The sequence below is a fragment of the Tunicatimonas pelagia genome, from assembly GCF_030506325.1.
Lineage (GTDB): Bacteria > Bacteroidota > Bacteroidia > Cytophagales > Cyclobacteriaceae > Tunicatimonas > Tunicatimonas pelagia.
The window spans coordinates 5,089,785-5,107,352 of the sequence record NZ_CP120683.1 but is presented as its reverse complement, the minus strand read 5'-3'; the positions used below and the strand labels follow the sequence as shown (position 1 = coordinate 5,107,352).

Here is a 17,568-nt window from a genome sequence, read left to right as displayed (position 1 = left end):
TACTACAACTCCACCGAAATTCAGAGACACTCCGTAGTATCAAGATGAATTTATGCACGATCACTATGACAATAGATATTTGTATTTTACACAATAGTTATTCGTTTATTAAAATATGAATTGGAAAGACCATATTGTATCAGATAATAAGGTTTTATTAGAGAACCCTACCGTTAAAGGCACTCGACTTTTGGTAGAGCATATTGTTGGTCTATTAGCTGAAGGATGGGACGAACAGCAGATTCTGGAAAACTATCCTCGTCTCTCTAAAGAGTCATTACGGGCTGTATTTTCATACGTCCAAGACTGTATGAAAGACGGGGTGCTGTACACTAATATTCAATAATATCTTTCTTGGAACTTTTAGCCAACGAAAATATCCCGCTAGCCAGTGTAATCTATCTTCGATCACAAGGATTTGATATCAAGTCAATTGGAATAGACCACCTTGGCATTTCCGATGAAGAAGTAATGGATATTGCCATTGAGGAGAACCGAACTATTGTTACCCACGATAGTGACTACGGAGAATTAATATTTAAGCACGGCTATCACCCTGCTGTGGGCGTAATTTACATTCGGAAACAACCTACTACTCCTACCGAAACTGCTCATATCGTAGAGAATATCGTTAATAATACTGAACTAAATTTTGCCCAAACCCTTACTGTTCTAGACTCAAACGGTGTAAGACAAAAGGAATATTAGAATCATTGCCTCTTTTGATTGCTACTTCCCCATCGGAATGTCAGTAGGTTGATAGAGAATTTCTACGGCTTTTTTCAGTTGCTGGTCTTCGCCTTCCAATACTGGCTTCGGATCATTCTTAACCAAATGGTCGGGTTCCAGTTGCTGATTTTCCAGGAAGTTGCCGTCCGTATCTACCATCCCTACTTGGGGAATGCCAAATACCAGACTGGGATCAATTTGTCGTTCCCACCATACCGCAGTTCCAGTGCCAGGCACCGGCATTCCAACGGTTTCGCCAATACCGAGGGCTTTGTAGGCGAAGGGAAACATGTGGGCATCGGAGTAGTTACCTTCGCCCATAATTACCGAAGAGGGCCGTGTCCACTTAAACTGCGGTTCAGCTCCTATCTTTTGACCTCGGGGTAAGAAGGTCATGTACTCTCGTCCGTTCAGAAACGTCACCAAATCATCGTGCAACCACCCGCCACCGTTAAAGCGGGTATCAATCACTACAGATTCTTTATCGGAATACCGGCCCAGTAGCTCACTAAATACCTCTCGGAAACTAGCATCGTTCATGCCCCGCACGTGTACGTAGCCAATCTTGCCGTCAGATAGCTGTTCGGTTTCCGTCCGACGTTGTTTTACCCAACGTTCGTACAGCAGTTCGCTCTCTCGTCCCGTACTCACGGGTTTTACTCGCACATCCCAGCGTTGGTTCTCATCAGGATTGTACATAGAAAGCAAGGTAAACTGATCTTTTTTGTGATTGAGCAGCGGAGCTATGTTCATGCCAGCCGAAATAGTTTCACCGTCAATTTTTTCAATAACATGTCCGGCCTGAATGTTATACTCAGGATCAGCTAGCGGGCTTTTGTCCATAATCTCCTGAATTTTTAGCCCATCGCCTTCGTAGGCTTCATCGTAGAAAACAGCTAGAGAAGCGGTTTCGTCGGCTCCTTCGGTGTCGGGATAATAACGGCAACCGGTGTGGGAAGCATTGAGTTCACCGAGCAACTCACTCATCATCTCTGCAAAATCGTAGTTGTTGTTGATGTGGGGTAGAAACTGAGCGTAGGCTACTTTCAGACTATCCCAACCGACATTGTGCAGGTCTTTCACGTAGAATTTCTTTAGTACCTGTCGCCACATATGCTCGTAAAGATACTCCCGCTCGGCTAGCGGTTTTAGCTGCATATCAGCCTTAAAGGTTACTGGCTTTTTGTTCTTCTTCTCAATATCTACTTTAGTGATTTTGCCCCCGTTCAGCACGAACAGGTTCTTCCCTTCTTTATCCATCGCTAGCTGCCCCCCGCGCTGGTTGAGCTTTACCAGAATTTCGGTAGAACGTTCTCGGAGATCAGTCACCCATACGTCGTGGCCTTTTTCAAAGCTGCTCATGTAGTACAGCTTTTCTCCGTCAGGCGAAAGTAATGCGTCGGCTAAACTGGAGGAATGAATCGTCAGTCGGGCGGTACGGTCTTCAATATCTTCTAATTTGATATTAATCGGATCAGTTACCTCCTTCTCTTTTTTGTCCTTCTCATCTTTTTCTTCAGAATCCTCTTTTTTTTCTTTTTCCTTCTCTTTTAGTAGTGCATATTCTTCTTTACTCAGATTAAACTTTTCCCAAGCTGCCGGGTCAAAAAACATAGCGTACACATCATCCTGCGAGCCCCAGCTACCGTGACTACGCATACCGCTCCGATCAGTAAACCAGACAGCTACTTCTCCGTCCATTTGCCACTTGGGTAATACATCGGCATAACCGCTATTGGTAAGGTTCGTTATTTCGCTTTCGCCCGAAGCAGCTATTAATCCTACTTCAGGAATCCAGCGTCCCCGGTCTAAAAACTGCGCCAAAAACCACTTACCATCCGGCGACCATTGGTACCACTGATCGCCATCAGAGTAGGAATAATTTTTATCACCGGGCAGAATGGTCCGCACACCTTTGCTTTCTAGGTTGATTACTTTCAGCGTAGTGCGCTCTTCCAGAAAAGCGACCTCTTTACCGTCGGGTGAGTAAGCTGGTTGAAATGTTTCGGCCTTAGTTTCTAGAATAGGGGTTTCTTCCAGCACCGTAGCCGCGTAGAAATACGGTTCTTCATCACGGGCAATACGGGTTTCGTAGAGGTTCCAGCTACTGTCGCGCTCGCTGGCGTAGAGAATTTTTTGTCCGTCGGGGCTAAAGCTGATAGATCGCTCCTGCTCAGGAGTGTTGGTCACTCGTTTGGTCAGTCCACTTTCTACATCCGTCACAAATATCTCACCGCGCACCACCAAGGCAATCTCTTCGCCGTTGGGTGAAAGAGCCATTTCGGTGGCTTTGCTGGTAAAAGTTTCTAGTCGGCGGGCATTGTACTTATCATCGGTACGAATGTTGATACTCACTTTTTGAGGCTGCTCGCCCTCATTCATGGTATAAATTTCTCCGTGGTAGCCAAAGCAAAGCGTGCCGTCATCGGCAACCGACAGAAAACGTACCGGATGCAGATCAAAATTAGTTAGCTGCGTTTTCTGTGCCGGATTATCCACATTCATCTTCCAAACATTGAAGCTGCCACTTTCTTCGCTCAGATAATACGCCGATTGTTCGTCAGCACTCCACCAGGCATTACGATCTTCTCCGGTAAACGTAGTAAGCTGCGTATGCTCACCGGAGTTAGCATCGTACAACCAGATGTCGCGGGCAATGGAGGAGGTGTGGTGTTTACGCCAAATATCTTCGTAACCCTTCAAATCCTGATATAATATTCTGTCACCTGAAGAAGACGGGTGAGCGTGATTCATTGGCAACGAAAGTTTTTGCGTAGGTTGCCCGCCGGTAGTGGGAATCTGGTACAGTTGGTTGAACCGTCCGTAGGGAAACAACGCACTTTCGGCACTAGGAGTACGAGAAGAAGTGAAGAGTACACTTTGGCTATCAGACCCGAAACCTGAAGGGTGATCGTGAGCCGAATGGTAAGTAAGTCGCTCCGCTCTGCCGCCCCGAGCCGGCATCAGATAAACATCAAAGTTACCAAAACGATCGGAAGCAAAAGCAACCTGCTGCCCATCGGGCGACCAAACCGGATGATAGTCGTGCGCTTCGTGTAGGGTGAGCGGAACCGCCTCTCCCCCGGAGCTGGGCACGGAGTATAAATCGCCTTGATAGCTCAGTACAATAGTTTGCCCATCGGGAGAAAGTGCCGGATAGCGCATCCAAAGCGGGTTTTCGTAATCTTGACTAACTGCTAAAAATGGCAGAGATAGGAGGAGAAGATGTATGCGATACATGGGTTAAGGTGTGAGTTTCAACTTGGGTTATTCCTCAAAGATAAGCAACAATTCAGTAGCACGCTACTACGAAAATGAAAGCATTTGTTGAATGAGAAGCTTGAAGGTATAGCACCATTTCAGTTGGCTTCGCCTGTTTCAAATAATACCTTCCCAATTTCTTATATCCAATTTTTATTTCAGGATTGTAATAAAAGTAAAATTATTTTTTCTACATTTACGTAATACGTAATTGTAAATATTATGAAAGGATCATATCTCGGTGAATTTGAGGAACTTGTGCTGTTATCAGTGGCCATGCTGCATCCCGAAGCCTATGGTTACGCTATTAGCCAAACCATCGGAGTCCAAACCGGACGGCAAGTGAGCCTGAGTGCTGTACATTCATCACTGCACCGATTGGAAAAGAAAGGGTTTCTGGCCTCACAATTGGCCGGAGCCACTACGCAAAGGGGTGGCAAACGACGACGCTTTTTTGCTATGACAACTGCTGGAAAATCGGCGTTGCACGAAGCCCGGCAGGTACGCCAGCGCATGTGGAACTTGGTACCTACCATTGTTTGGGAAAGTAACTAATAAAAATACTATGAGTCATCCTTCACCTCAACCACCTCAGTGGCCATTACGTCTGCTTCGTCGCTACGGTAACCCCGAGCTGGTCGAAGAAATACAAGGCGACCTGTACGAATCATTTATTGATCGTGTAAACCATCGTGGCATTACGTACGCTCGATGGCGATACGTTTGGGAAACTTTAGCTTTTTTACGTCCGGCCTCCCAAACGCACTTGCGAGTACATCACCCACCTGCTTCCCGCGGAGAGCTTTTCTGGACATACACCCGGCTGTCGGCTCGCTACTTACTCAAGCATAAAGCTTTTTTACTAATTAACGTGTTAGGACTTGCGCTAGGAATAGCCACTTGCTTAGCCATCATGCACTACGTTCGCTTCGAACTAGGGTACGATACGTCGCACGTCCACGCTCAACGAATCTATCGGGTTAGTACCAACATTTACTCTGATGGCTCAGAAGAAAAGGTTGCTCCGGCGGTTTACGGTCTTGCTCCGACTTTGCAAGCGAATTATGATGAGGTAGAAGCAGCCGTTCGTTTAGTACCTACTACTGCGATTATCCAGCAAAAAGATGGCACGGTAGCCAGCGAAGATTACTTTTTCTTGGCCGACCCGGAAATATTTCAGGTGTTCACCCACCCGATGTTAGCCGGCGATCCGAACAAGGCTTTGCAGCGTCCAAATTCGGTTGTTTTGAGTCAGTCGATGGCGAAAAAATATTTAGGAAACGCTCCCCCCACCTCGCTCATCGGTAGTCATTTGGTTATTGACAGGCAAACGTACGAGTTGACGGGAATCATAGAAGATGTACCCAAAAACTCCGACCTGCGCTTTGATGCATTGCTCTCATGGGAATATAATCCCGATGAATGGCTAGAGGTGGGTAGCTTTACCTATCTGTTATTGAAACCTGATATAAAGCCAGAGGCGTTTGCCCAAAAGTTGGAAGCCTTCGACCAGAAAATCGTTGCGCCTCGCGTAGCGCAAGATTGGGGCACCTCTACCATAACAGTGCGCCATCATCTGTATCCCTTAACCGAACTTCATTATACTACCAACTTATTAGGCGATACCGAAGAAAAAGGTAATAAAAGCTACGTATACATCTTCTCATTCATTGCTTTAATCATACTGATCGTAGCGGGGGTTAACTACGTAAATCTGTTTATCGCTCAAGTCACCCGTCGTAATGTAGAAGTAGGCGTTGCCAAGGCGATGGGGGCCAGCCAATGGCAACTGGGGTGGCAGTACATTAGTGAGTGCTTTATTATCACCTTATTGGCACTGATATTGGCATTAGCTATTGTGCTGCTGGCGGGGCAAATTTTTGCTAATCTACTAGGAACGCCTATCGTCTGGCAGACATTTTTGCAGAGCGATACAGTAGGGATACTGCTTAGTTTAGTCTTGCTAATTAGTATTCTCGCCGGGAGCTATCCAGCCTTGGTGCTGGCTTCTTCTCGGGCCGTAGTAGCACTAAAAGGCCCCAGTTTTCTTCATCGCTCCCGGGGAAGATTACGAAAAGTGTTCATTGCTTTTCAGTTTACGGTAGCAATTAGTCTGGTGGCGGGTGCTCTTATCGTTCGAGAACAAGTGTTCTACATGCGGCACAAAGATCTGGGATTTCAACAGCAAGAAATTGCGGCCGTCACTATTCCGTATGATACGGATGGCTCGCAAAAAGCTTTTGCTTTTAAACAGCAGTTACAGCAAGATAGTCGTATAGAAGGAGTGGCTATCGGAAGCCGCCCGGATGGCCTTTGGTCGTGGAGCAGTGTTTCTGTAACTGCCCAAGGGCAGACCAAAACGATGGCCGCCAACGGAATCAACGTTGACGAAGACTACCTCCAGGTCTTACAACTTCCCCTCGTAGCGGGACAAAACTTCACTCCTATTCAACCTCAACAAGTTATCGTGAATGAAGCCTTTGTCAAACAGGCCAGTTGGGATGATCCGGTAGGGCAGGAAGTAGTCTTCTCAGAAACCGATAAAAAGGAGGTAATCGGAGTTGTCAAAGATTTTCATTTTGCTCCACTGCACGAACATATCGAGCCACTCATCTTATTCCACGATACCAGCGTAGGAATTAATCTGCTAGTCAATATTGCCCCGAGCGACCTGGAAGCCATAAAAGCAATCTGGCCTAACTTTTTTCCGAATGCTCCCCTGGAGTTTGAGTTTTTAGATCAAGCCCTTGACAGTCGGTACCGTACCGAGCAACGTTTGCTCACTCTGTTCAACTACTTTTCGGGTCTTAGTATCTTTGTGGCCTGCCTCGGTCTGCTTGGACTCACTGCCTTCACCGTGCAGCAAAAGACGAAAGAAATTGGTATTCGTAAAGTGCTAGGGGCCAACCGAAGAGCCATTATGTACTTGCTGTCCCGCGAGTTTGCCGTACTTCTGCTGATTGCCGCAGTCGTAGCCACTCCGGTTGCTTGGTTAGCCATGCGATACTGGTTGCAAGATTTTGCCTACCGAACGACTATTGGAGCACCGGTCTTTTTGTGGGCGATTGGTGGTGTTGCCTTGCTGGCACTCATCACATTAAGTTATCACACACTAAAAGCAGCAGCGACTAACCCAACTGATTCTCTTCGGTACGAATAGATCAATGAGCAGACAAAATGGCCAATAGTATGATCCGTAAACTTCTGATAAGTAGTTGCTTTGTAATGAGTGCGCTAACTGCCCAGTCGCAAGAGCGCGTAGTTTGTGGCATTGTTAAGGATCAGCTAACGCTGGAACCAGTATCTTCTGTTCACGTGATAGGCGCTCGAGAGGGAACGTTCTCTGACCAAAATGGCTATTTTCTTATTCATACTTTTCCTACGGATACCCTTCGGTTTTCCCATATCAACTATCAGACACATACTGTGTTAGCTGATTCTTCCTCGGATACAATACGGGTATTTCTCCAGACAAATGACTTTTTGCTAAAAGAGGTAACCGTACTTGGACTACCTTCCGAAGAACGGTTTAAGCGACAGTTATTACGCACTCGCCCTACAATTACTACCGAAGAAATACATGCCCGCACTAATTTTGCCTACTCCCATCAGTTGTTTCTTTCGGGTTATGTCCCTACCATGAATAGCGAAGATAACTACCGTTGGCATATTCAGGAACCCCGAGGAATTACACTATTCTCTTCAGGGCCGACCGGAGGGCTGATCAAAGCCTTTCGGAATCTTTCGCATAATTATGATGTACCCCTATTGGACAAGGTTTCTCCTTCAAAAGAAGATAGCACATCTACAGAGAGACTTGATATACTAAGGCGTAGACCGCTTGTTAAGCAATATTTTACTCCTCGATTTGATCGGTAAGAAGTGAGGAGAGGTGTGGTTGTCTGTCAGCTAAAAAAAAGCCCCGTGGAATTTCTCTTGTGAAAAACATCTCAAGGGGCAAGAGGAAAAAATCAACAGAGCTATTTAGGCTTAACGGTGATCTTAATGACCGAAGCGTTTTCAGGAACGTGGAAATCAAAATCGCGCTCGGCAACTGGCTTAATTACATCTACTGAGTCGTGTGGACCAATATTGCTAGTGCCGGGCTCTTGGGCTAGCACTTGGTTAGGACCCGTGCCGGGAGCGGTGTCCTCTTCGGTTCCGGCATCATAGAGCGATATGTACTTAGTAACGTCACCATAGATAGCCTTATCACCGTCAAACAGCGGTAGTCCGCCATTATTAAATCCGTAGAACCAATCATTAGACTGTACGAACATGGTTTCAATTTGTAGATAGTAGCCCGGCAAAGCGGTTACCTCGAATGAGTAGGGTTCACCAGGAAGAATGGGGCCATCCGGACTGATGATACCGCTCATCCCGATACTTTCTTCTCCAGCCAATTGGTCAGCTTTTACCATTGCCATTCCGTCTTCGGCAATTAGTTCTGTACCTTCGTCAGCGGGCATATGCGGAGCAAAAACCGCTTTTTCCCCGGTAATAGTTTTGTAGAGCGCAAATACTCCCGGCGATAGTGGCACAATGCCGTTAGCCCGATCCGTGTCAATTAACCCGGGTTCGGAGACGTTCTCAATTGTTACTACAAAAGTGGTAGGTTCTTCTTCATCGTTGTGGATATCGTCCAGAATCTCATGGAGAATTTCCCGACAGCCGAAGGTGCTACTGAGCAATACTGCAACCAGGGCGAGTTTTAACGTTCGAAATAATACCATAGCGTTGTGATAGGTTAGGTTAAACATATGTTTTACTTGGTGCAAAGTAGACACTACGCTCGCACGTGAGGTGTAAGCCAGACGACATAGCCGTTGAATAGGCAAAAAAAAAGTGGACTTGATAGAAGTCCACTTTACGTACGGGTTATTCTGGTACTAGAAAATACTTAATCGGTGCCAATGGGTTCAGCCAACGCTTCTTTCTCGCTCGACTGGTCAATAAGTTCGCTCATCAAGGTAAAGAAGTCTTTCTTATAGCGGCGGTACTCAGTAGCAAATGCTGCTAGGTGGTTGCTCAATCCACCAAATTTTTGCTGATACTCATTAAGGTTTAGGGAGCTTTCCTCTTCCATTTGGTGGGAGAGGTATTTTACATGACGGCGGGTTTGTTGTTTGAATTGGTCAAGTAGTTCACCGTTATAGTAGATAAGTAAGTTTTGAAGGTGGCTCAGCCGCTGTTTTTGCTGCACCGAAAGGCATTTCCTAGTATAGGTATCGAGCATCTTTTGAAAGAACTTTAGTTCCTGTTTCCATAATGATACCTCCGACTGCCAGTCTAGGCTGTTGTGGTACATTTCATCAATGTTGCGTTCCATCGACATTGGCTGAGATTCTGCAATCATCTGATCCATAAGCATAAAATTTATGTGAAAAATGGGTAATGACGGTCGAGTACGGATAGGCTCTGAAAATAAGCATAACTGTTGCCAATTGGGTCTCTAGGGCGTGTTGACATCCAAACTTAAACAGCAATTTCGGGTTATTTTTCGCCTGCTTTTCGTTACCGGACCCCGGCGACTTTCGGCGGCCAATGCTTAGGCCATCGTGGCGCGACATTGGCCTTCTCAAGTGTCGCGCCACGATGGCCTAAATCGGACGAAAACTACCTCCGAAATCCCTCGTTAGCATGAATGTCAACACGCCCTAGTCAATATAGTAGAAAAGCGGTAAGGATGAAAGGAAATGCTACTGCGAATTTGAACGGTATAAACAGAGGTCAATCAACGTTCGGGTTTATTCATATTTTTCTCCGGTTTCTCTACCGTAGCCTCTACAATATCTTCATCCGACTCTTCCCATAGGTACTGGTTAAACCACTCCCAGTTATGCCACACCGCCGCCAATCGCTCCTTGGGTTTATCAATACCATGTCCGAAACCTTTGTATACAATAAGCTTAGTGGCTACTTCTACATCGTTCAGCCCTTGGTACAGTTTATACGCATTGGAAATAGGCACCCGCCGGTCATTTTCACCGTGTTGAATTAAGGTAGGAGTACGGGCTTGGCGAATATTGGTCATGGGCGAGGTTTTAGCGTAAACCTCCGGGTCATCCCAGGGAGTGGCTTGTAGATATTGCCGAGTGAACGGGTGAATATCGGTGCTAACGTAGTAGGTTGTCCAGTCAGAGATACCCGCCCCTACACTAATTGCTTTAAAGCGGTTGGTATTGGTCGTTAAAAAAGCGGAAATGTAGCCACCCTGGCTCCAACCCATAGCCCCCATCCGGGTAGTGTCGATCATATTTTGTTCAGCCAAATAATCCACTCCTGACATTACATCCCACATATCGCCCACCCCCAGATTACGAACATTCAACGAACGAAATGCCTCCCCGTATCCGGCAGACCCTCGGTAGTTGGGTCGTAGTACCAATGCCCCTTTTGCTAGCCACTGGTGAACAGGATATACCGAAGATAAAACGGGAGTTGGGGTGTCCACTCCCGTTGGGCCACCGTGAATGACCACCAGTAAAGGATATTGTTTAGCAGGATCATAATTAGCAGGTTTGTGGAGTACGCCTTCAATGGTTGTTCCATCACGACTATCCCACTGAATTACTTCACTGCTGCCCAATTTCATACTCTGAATTTGCTGAGTCATGTTGGAGACGGCTATCGGTTCCCACTGTTGTGTGTTGGTGGTGTATATCTCAGTAAGCTGCGTCGCTGATCTTCCTTGCAGGGCTAAGTCTTCACCGTTGTGTGAAAAGCTGAGAGCGTATACATTATCGGGATTCTCTAATACTGTTCTAGACTTTCCGGTTTCAGGATCAATTTTGTATACGTACTGCTGTGTGCGCTGCCGAGCCAGAGCGTACATGCCGTTCGGGTTCCAGTGCAGGTTGAAAACCTCCTCGTCAATATCAGTAGCAATGGGTTGAGGTTGCCCTTTGCCATTGGCCGAAATCTTGAGAATTTTACCGTTTTTATAGAAGTTGGATAGTGTATCCTCACCGCTCGACTGATAGGCAATCCACGCTCCATCGGGCGACCAAACCGGGTTTCCATCGTAGCCAGGCGTGTTTACCAGTGTACGAACCTGCTGATCCTTTAGGTGAATAACCGCAATGTCGGCGGAGAAAAATGAGAGCAATTGTGATGTCTCTTGCCGCTGAAAAGCTATTTGCTGACCATCGGGCGACCAAGAAAACTGGCTTACCGAAAAGTATTTCCCTTTGGTAAGCTGTTCAGGCTTAGGATGTTGAATGCAATCTTGATTATCGGTAGAATCACTGGTACAAGGCATTTCTTCGGGACGGGGCCACATGTCGGGCTGCACCGCCAACGTCCACAAGTGGTACTGATCGTATTCTTCGTCTTCTACCGCAAATTCTCCGAAGCGTTCTTTTCGTTCTTTCTCCTGCTCTTGGTCTTTATCGGCCTGGGTGAACGCAATCCGTAGCTCCGTAGGTGACCACAAAAACTGCTGAATACCACCCTCCACCGAAGTCACTTGCTGGGCCTCTCCCCCCGCAGCCCGAATCATGTATACTTGGTTTTCTCCGTCCCGATCCGCCAAGAAAGCAATCCATTGGCTATCGTACGACCACTGCGGCTGGATGCTGCTCCCTTTCTCAGTGTACGTGAGTTGAAACGGACTATATCCTTCTTTGTAGAGCCAGATCTCCTCATCGTAACGATTTTCTTTCCAGTCGGTGCTCCGAACTTGGTAGGCAATCATACTCCCGTCGGGAGAAATTTGCGGATTGAAGGCACTACGCAACGAAAGAATCTCCTCAAACTGGCGGGTCGCCTTTTTTGACTGGCTAAAAGCAGCGGTGCCGAATAGAAAAAAAATCAGGACTAAAATCCGCATAACGTCAAGAATTAAATGGTAAACGGGAACTCATAATTTGCCTACAAAGTCCGAAAAATCCAAATCCTACCGAGATGTGCTTTTTCTCTTCTTTTGTCAATTCTGCAGCTTCTTTTCTCAGCAGCCTTTATAATTTATTTCTAGGTTAAATGTAACTTTTTCCATATTTTAGAATTTTAGTAAGAAAAATATAGCTTTTTAATTGCTCTTTCATCAATTATTTAAAGAGAGAATAGGCTTGTTTGGCATGTACTATATCACTGATTTTTATGCATTTATCAGTACGTTTTTATTTAAATCAGGCTTATTGTGTTGTTCTGCTCACCATTTTTATGGTGTGGGCAGCACCCGTAGTATTAGCTCAGACAAATGAAGTAGCCAAACATAAGATCTGGGTAAAGCTCAAAGAGGCCGTTCCCGAACACTGCGGCGCACCAGAGACAATCACTACTGGAAAGCCCTCCCTAGATAAACTCAGTAAAAATTGCAGTGTGACTGGCATCCGTCGCGTTTTTCCTCGCACCCATAAGTTTGAAAAAGCTCATCAGAAATACGGGTTACACCAGTGGTACGAAGTAGAGTTCGCCGACACTTTATCTACTCCAGAAAATGAACTAGCCGCATTATTCTGTAAGAACACCTGGGTAAGTACTGCCGAAGCCATTCCGGTACAAACGCTTTTTACTACTGACGATTCTGATACGTTAGTTTTGACGAATGACCCCCGGTATGAAGACCAATGGCACTTTAACAATACCGGACAAAGTGGAGGAAGTGCTGGATCCGATATACGCCTAGCTGCGGGCCGTTTTTTCAATAGTGGCGATAGCCGGGTAATTGTGGCAGTGATAGACGGCGGTATTGATACCGACCACGAAGATTTGCAACCAGCTTTGTGGGTAAACCCGTTAGAAAAAACGGGTGAATTTGGAGTAGATGACGATGGCAACGGCTACGTAGATGATGTATACGGCTACGACTTCAGTGCCAGTAGAGGAAGGGTTTATTCAGACAAGCACGGTACTCATGTGGCGGGTACTGTCGGGGCGGTAACCAATAATGGGATTGGAGTAGCCGGAGTAGCCGGAGGCGATGGCGAGAACGCAGGCGTACAACTGATGAGTTGTGTAGTCTTCGGTCGGTCGAAGCAAGGGGGCTTTCCCGCGGCTTTTGTCTATGCTGCCGACAACGGAGCCGTAATCGCCCAAAACAGTTGGGGAGGTGGGGGCAAAAGCGAGGTGCTAGAATCTGCCATCCGCTACTTTAACGAGCGAGCGGGTTACGATAACACAGATGAGAAATTTGATCAGAATATTCAAGTAGGCCCAATGGCCGGAGGCCTGGTGGTGTTTGCTGCCGGTAACAATAAGACTAATAAGGCAGAATCAGCATATCCTGCTTCGTTGGCAACCGTTATGGCGGTAGCGTCCCTTGACCATAACGATAAAAAATCTGATTTTTCTAACTACGGCGATTGGGTAGATATTGCAGCTCCCGGTTCGGAAGTGCTAAGCACATTTCCAGGAAACAGTTACGGTTATTTATCGGGTACATCTATGGCCGCTCCACACGTGACGGGGGTAGCCGCCTTAGCCATCTCGCGGTTTCAACGCCAGGGATTCACCCGCAAGCACCTTAGCCAAATACTACTCGTCTCAGCTGATAATGTTGATTCCATCAATCCGTCGTATCAAGCTAAACTGGGTGTGGGGCGCATAAATGCGTATCGGGCCTTATCAGTCGATACCGAACAGCCTCCGGCAACCATCACCAACCTATCAGCAGGTGCAATTACTTTTAATTCAGTCAAGCTGAATTTTACGGCTCCCGGAACTGATGGACAGCAAGGGACAGCGGCTTATTATGAGGTTTACCTATCGAAAAAACCAATCAAGCCTAATGAGATAGGAAGTGCTTACCGCCAGTTAACCGAACTACCTCGTGTAGCCGGAACAGCGGATACCGTTACCATTGCTAAGTTGCAGCACACTACACCGTACTACTTTTCTCTTCGCGCGGTTGACCTACTAGGAAACGCTTCGCTCTGGTCGAAAGCAATCCGAGCAACTACCGACGAGCCGCCTCGCATCAAAGTACAGCCTGAAGCATTAACTGCTACAGTAGAAGCCGGGCAATTACGGGTAGATACGCTGGTTATTGACAATACGCTAGGAAAGAGTCCGCTTACATTTCAGCTATCGCTGGATAGTGCCGCAGTTTTAGGCAAGTGGTTGCAGTTGACCACCGATTCGGGAACTGTAGCGGCTGGATCAGTTCAGGAAATAAGAATTTCCTGGAATGCCCGCTCACTGTACGCCAGTAACTTAAAGGCTGAACTGAGAATAGACAGTAATGATCCAGACAACCCAACGGTAAATATTCCGGTACAGTTAACCGTTACAGGAACTCCTGAACTGCACTTGTCTAGTAGTCGCTTACTGTTCGGCGAGGTTTACCGTACGTTTTCAAGAGATAGAAAGCTGATCGCCCGCAATACAGGAACCGATACACTCATAGTAGATAACATAATATCAGATAACGATTTATTCGCAGTAGAAAAGGAGAAGGTAGTAATCCCCCCCCGTGGAAGATACACAATACAAGTAACATTCTCGCCTGAAAATTTAGATCAACAGGAAGGAAAGCTCACAGTAAGTAGTAATGATCCGCAACAACCTAGCACGATAGTATTATTGGAAGGAGTAGGAGTAGAACCTCCACCGTTGCTGCTTACTCCGGCGGAGATAGTGACAGAGATAGTTCAAGGGGATAGCCTCACCCAAACAATTCGTCTGCAAAATACCAGTTTCACCGATACGCTACGCTGGTCAGTCAATGAAGTATTACCTGATTGGTTAGTTCTGTCAGCCCCCGTAGGAACGTTGCCACCTCGGGAAGCGGGTAGTATTAATATTAAACTACAGACAGCAGGCCAGGAGTTAGGCCAGTACCGTACCGATATTCGCTTGCTGTATGGAGCTGATGAGTCGGAGGTGCTTCCTGTCACGATGACCGTTATTGAACCAAACCAGCCGCCCGTTTGGTCTGATTCAATAATTAACCTTTCGGTAGTCATTAATCGGGCAGAATCTCGCTTTAATCTAGCTAACTTTGTGACCGACCCGGAAGGTGACTCGCTGCGCTTTAATTTTCAGTGGGAAGGCAGTGCTCGCGCCTCAGCGAGTGTGACGGATAGCATATTATTAATAAAGTCTCAGCAAGAGGGAATATCTAAAGGAATTATTAATGTTACTGATGAGGCAGACAATAAGGCGCAGGCTACTTTGGTGCTAACCATTCTACCGGAAAACCGATCGCCTCAACCCATTCAGGACACGCTGCTGGTAGCAATACGGTTAGAAGGTGAATCGGCTAGACTACAATTGGATTCACTGTTTTTTGATCCTGATCAGGATTCTATGACGTATAGTTTTACTCGTCCTTCGTTCTCTGCCGACGACTTGAATATACTAAAAAGTACTGTGGTCGATCTCCGAATTGAAGATAAGCTACTGATTGGGCAGGCTAATGCTTTGGGCGAACAGAAAGTAGTGCTGTATGCCTACGATCCGGTAGGTGAATATTCTAGCGTCACACTAATTATTTCGGTGCTACCTCCCAACCAACCTCCACTAGTGACGCAGGAAATCGATAATCAGCATTTGGTAGAGTTCCAGCAGTGGGCAGTTAGCCTTTCAACTATTTTTAGCGATCCTGACGGAGATACACTTACGTTTCAGGCAATGACCGACGATCCAAACGTGGCTCAGGTGGAGCTTAGTGCGGACTCACTGCGGATAACAGCCCAGTCGCTTGGCGAAACAGCAATTCAAATACAGGCCCAAGATCAAGCGGGAGACTCCGTTACATTAACATTCAATTTAAAAGTTGATCAAGTTACTTCCACGCTATCTCTTCCGGTAGACGAAGGGTTCCGCATTTACCCGAATCCGGCCGTTAACTGGGTCACGGTAGACTATGCCGAGGTTCGGGCTATCAAAATATACAATAGTCAGGGTCAGGAATTGTACACCCGAACAGTGCTACCGACAAGTAGCCTCCGTCTTTCCGTAGCTTCTTTACCCAGCGGGATGTATTCGGTAGTGATCTTCACCCAACGTGGAGAGACGTATCAGACCTCGCTCATAAAGCAGTAGTACTTCTCAACTGAACCAGAAATCAACCTTGCCCAACTGCCATCGGGGGAAATAGGAGTGGCAACCTCTTATCAGCAGCAGAAACCTTGCTACTGCACTGCATTCATCAATTATTATTCACTACCTTCATCCGTCATCAATTATCAACAAACCTGTGACAGAACCTTCATTCTCATTTGGAGTTGTTGCCGATGTGCAGTACTGCGATTGTCCCCCTACTGAAGTGCGTTTTTACCGTAAGTCAATCGATAAACTGACGGAGTGTCTCACTACGCTCAATCAGCAAGACTTAGCCTTTACATTAGATGTAGGCGACCTGATCGAACGGGATTATGCTAGTTTTGATATTATCCTTCAGGAATATCAACAGGCCAGTGCCCGCATCTACCGCACTCTGGGCAACCACGACTATTCGGTAGCCCCGAAACTTCTAGCGGATGTTCCGGCTCGAGTAGGACTAAACGCTTCTGGCTACTACAGTTTTATCCACCAAGGGTGGCGATTCATCGTCCTCAATGGTACAGAAGTTAGTACTTACGCTCACGCACCCGGTACAGAAGCACATCAGCGGGCGGAAAGCCTGCTTACTCAGCTACAAAAAGAAAATAGACCGCAAGCGCAACCCTGGAATGCAGGAATAAGCAACCAGCAAATTCGTTGGTTGGAACAACAGTTAAAAGAAGCCCGAAGAGCCAACCAGAGAGTAATCGTGATGGGACACTATCCGCTCTACCCTGAAGACCCCCACAACCTATGGAATGCTGAAGAAGTGATTACTGCTTTAGAGCAAAGTGGTAACGTAGTAGCGTATTTCAACGGCCACAACCACGCCGGAAACTACGGACGAAAAAAGGACATTCACTACCTAAACTTTAAAGGAATGGTAGACACGCCCGACAAGAATACCTTTGCCGTAATACACATTCACCCCAATCATTTGGAAGTGCAGGGGTTCGGCCGAGAAGCCTCGCGAGAATTGAGTTTTGATTGAGTTCAGCTTTTTTTGATCTCGGGCGTACTATCGGAAAGCTGTCTGGTAATAGCTAGATTATAACCTGCTGTATTAACTTAACAACCAATTCATTCCTCCATCGCATAATCGTATCCCAATCGTAGCAACTGCATCACTTCACTGTCTATCTCAAACTCGCTTTTAATGCGGATGTGGTGGGCAAATTTTTTACCAAACGGGGCTACTTTCTTGAGCATATCACTTTCTAATCGCTCTGGGTAGTAAAACTTCACATCTAGTTCCTTGGTCATTGGTTTGATAATCAACCAAGCTTTTTTATTAGTAAATACCACCGCGTGCTTAGCTGCCCCTACGCTACTGGGCTGCCACTCCATTACTCGGCTCATAATCTCATCAAATGCCAGCACCAGTTCATCCGATTTGTCCAGAAAAAGCTCGCCAATATCTTTCTTCTCACAAGAGTGCGATTGATTCTGAGTTTTAAACTTTCGCTCACAGCGGGGACAGGTCCACATGGTCGGGGGGATTGTGGTGCTAAAGTAGTAGATTTTCGTTGATCGGAGAACGGAAAAGGAAAAACGGAGAACGGCCCTCTAAACATTTTCCGTTTTCCGCCC

The 17,568-nt window shown here is 46.5% G+C and carries 12 protein-coding genes; 7 read left to right on the top strand and 5 right to left on the bottom strand.

Features of this window, described 5'->3' with window-relative positions; translation table 11 throughout:
* Positions 1–115: 115 nt before the first annotated feature.
* Positions 116–346: a DUF433 domain-containing protein gene (locus P0M28_RS21795; protein ID WP_302205085.1), complete on the top strand. Its 231-nt coding sequence runs from the start codon at positions 116–118 to the stop codon at positions 344–346.
* 8 nt (positions 347–354) lie between these two features.
* On the top strand, positions 355–708 hold the full coding sequence (locus P0M28_RS21790) for a DUF5615 family PIN-like protein (RefSeq protein ID WP_302205083.1): 354 nt from the start codon (positions 355–357) through the stop codon (positions 706–708).
* A gap of 21 nt (positions 709–729) precedes the next feature.
* Here P0M28_RS21790 and P0M28_RS21785 read toward each other — a convergent pair whose 3' ends face one another.
* Positions 730–3,969 carry a S41 family peptidase gene (locus P0M28_RS21785; RefSeq protein WP_302205082.1) on the bottom strand — a complete coding sequence of 1,080 codons (3,240 nt, stop codon included), beginning with the start codon at positions 3,967–3,969 and terminating at the stop codon, positions 730–732.
* Between the two features lie 243 nt (positions 3,970–4,212).
* Here P0M28_RS21785 and P0M28_RS21780 point away from each other — a divergent pair, with 243 nt between their 5' ends.
* From P0M28_RS21780 to P0M28_RS21770, 3 genes are read left to right on the top strand one after another with little or no spacing between them, the layout of a single operon-like run.
* Complete coding sequence (locus P0M28_RS21780) at positions 4,213–4,545, top strand: PadR family transcriptional regulator (RefSeq protein WP_302205080.1); 333 nt, start codon at positions 4,213–4,215, stop codon at positions 4,543–4,545.
* Positions 4,546–4,555: 10 nt separating this feature from the next.
* Positions 4,556–7,150 (top strand): ABC transporter permease, encoded by a 2,595-nt coding sequence (locus tag P0M28_RS21775; RefSeq protein ID WP_302205078.1) that lies wholly within the window; start codon positions 4,556–4,558, stop codon positions 7,148–7,150.
* A gap of 29 nt (positions 7,151–7,179) precedes the next feature.
* A complete protein-coding gene (locus P0M28_RS21770; RefSeq protein WP_302205077.1) occupies positions 7,180–7,869 on the top strand; it encodes a carboxypeptidase-like regulatory domain-containing protein in 690 nt (229 codons plus the stop codon).
* Positions 7,870–7,970: 101 nt separating this feature from the next.
* On the opposite strand, the gene P0M28_RS21765 is transcribed toward P0M28_RS21770, so the two are convergent.
* The 3 genes from P0M28_RS21765 to P0M28_RS21755 all read right to left on the bottom strand — a co-directional run bounded on the left by P0M28_RS21765 (position 7,971) and on the right by P0M28_RS21755 (position 11,821).
* Positions 7,971–8,723, bottom strand: a complete 753-nt coding sequence (locus P0M28_RS21765; RefSeq protein ID WP_302205076.1) for a spondin domain-containing protein — start codon at positions 8,721–8,723, stop codon at positions 7,971–7,973.
* 167 nt (positions 8,724–8,890) lie between these two features.
* Complete coding sequence (locus P0M28_RS21760; RefSeq protein ID WP_302205075.1) at positions 8,891–9,355, bottom strand: hypothetical protein; 465 nt, start codon at positions 9,353–9,355, stop codon at positions 8,891–8,893.
* A 369-nt stretch (positions 9,356–9,724) separates the two neighbouring features.
* Positions 9,725–11,821: a S9 family peptidase gene (locus P0M28_RS21755; protein ID WP_302205074.1), complete on the bottom strand. Its 2,097-nt coding sequence runs from the start codon at positions 11,819–11,821 to the stop codon at positions 9,725–9,727.
* 269 nt (positions 11,822–12,090) lie between these two features.
* Between P0M28_RS21755 and P0M28_RS21750 the strand changes: the two genes are divergently transcribed.
* Positions 12,091–15,978 (top strand): S8 family serine peptidase, encoded by a 3,888-nt coding sequence (locus tag P0M28_RS21750; RefSeq protein WP_302205073.1) that lies wholly within the window; start codon positions 12,091–12,093, stop codon positions 15,976–15,978.
* A 154-nt stretch (positions 15,979–16,132) separates the two neighbouring features.
* Positions 16,133–16,969 (top strand): metallophosphoesterase, encoded by an 837-nt coding sequence (locus P0M28_RS21745; RefSeq protein WP_302205072.1) that lies wholly within the window; start codon positions 16,133–16,135, stop codon positions 16,967–16,969.
* An 89-nt stretch (positions 16,970–17,058) separates the two neighbouring features.
* Here P0M28_RS21745 and P0M28_RS21740 read toward each other — a convergent pair whose 3' ends face one another.
* Positions 17,059–17,466: a DUF5655 domain-containing protein gene (locus tag P0M28_RS21740; RefSeq protein ID WP_302205071.1), complete on the bottom strand. Its 408-nt coding sequence runs from the start codon at positions 17,464–17,466 to the stop codon at positions 17,059–17,061.
* Between the last annotated feature and the right edge of the window lie 102 nt (positions 17,467–17,568).

Coding starts and splice junctions, on each gene's coding strand:
- P0M28_RS21795 (WP_302205085.1), top strand. CDS start 116: ATGAATTGGAAAGACCATATTGTATCAGATAATAAGGTTTTATTAGAG.
- P0M28_RS21785 (WP_302205082.1), bottom strand. CDS start 3,969: ATGTATCGCATACATCTTCTCCTCCTATCTCTGCCATTTTTAGCAGTT.
- P0M28_RS21780 (WP_302205080.1), top strand. CDS start 4,213: ATGAAAGGATCATATCTCGGTGAATTTGAGGAACTTGTGCTGTTATCA.
- P0M28_RS21775 (WP_302205078.1), top strand. CDS start 4,556: ATGAGTCATCCTTCACCTCAACCACCTCAGTGGCCATTACGTCTGCTT.
- P0M28_RS21770 (WP_302205077.1), top strand. CDS start 7,180: ATGATCCGTAAACTTCTGATAAGTAGTTGCTTTGTAATGAGTGCGCTA.
- P0M28_RS21765 (WP_302205076.1), bottom strand. CDS start 8,723: ATGGTATTATTTCGAACGTTAAAACTCGCCCTGGTTGCAGTATTGCTC.
- P0M28_RS21760 (WP_302205075.1), bottom strand. CDS start 9,355: ATGGATCAGATGATTGCAGAATCTCAGCCAATGTCGATGGAACGCAAC.
- P0M28_RS21755 (WP_302205074.1), bottom strand. CDS start 11,821: ATGCGGATTTTAGTCCTGATTTTTTTTCTATTCGGCACCGCTGCTTTT.
- P0M28_RS21750 (WP_302205073.1), top strand. CDS start 12,091: ATGCATTTATCAGTACGTTTTTATTTAAATCAGGCTTATTGTGTTGTT.
- P0M28_RS21740 (WP_302205071.1), bottom strand. CDS start 17,466: ATGTGGACCTGTCCCCGCTGTGAGCGAAAGTTTAAAACTCAGAATCAA.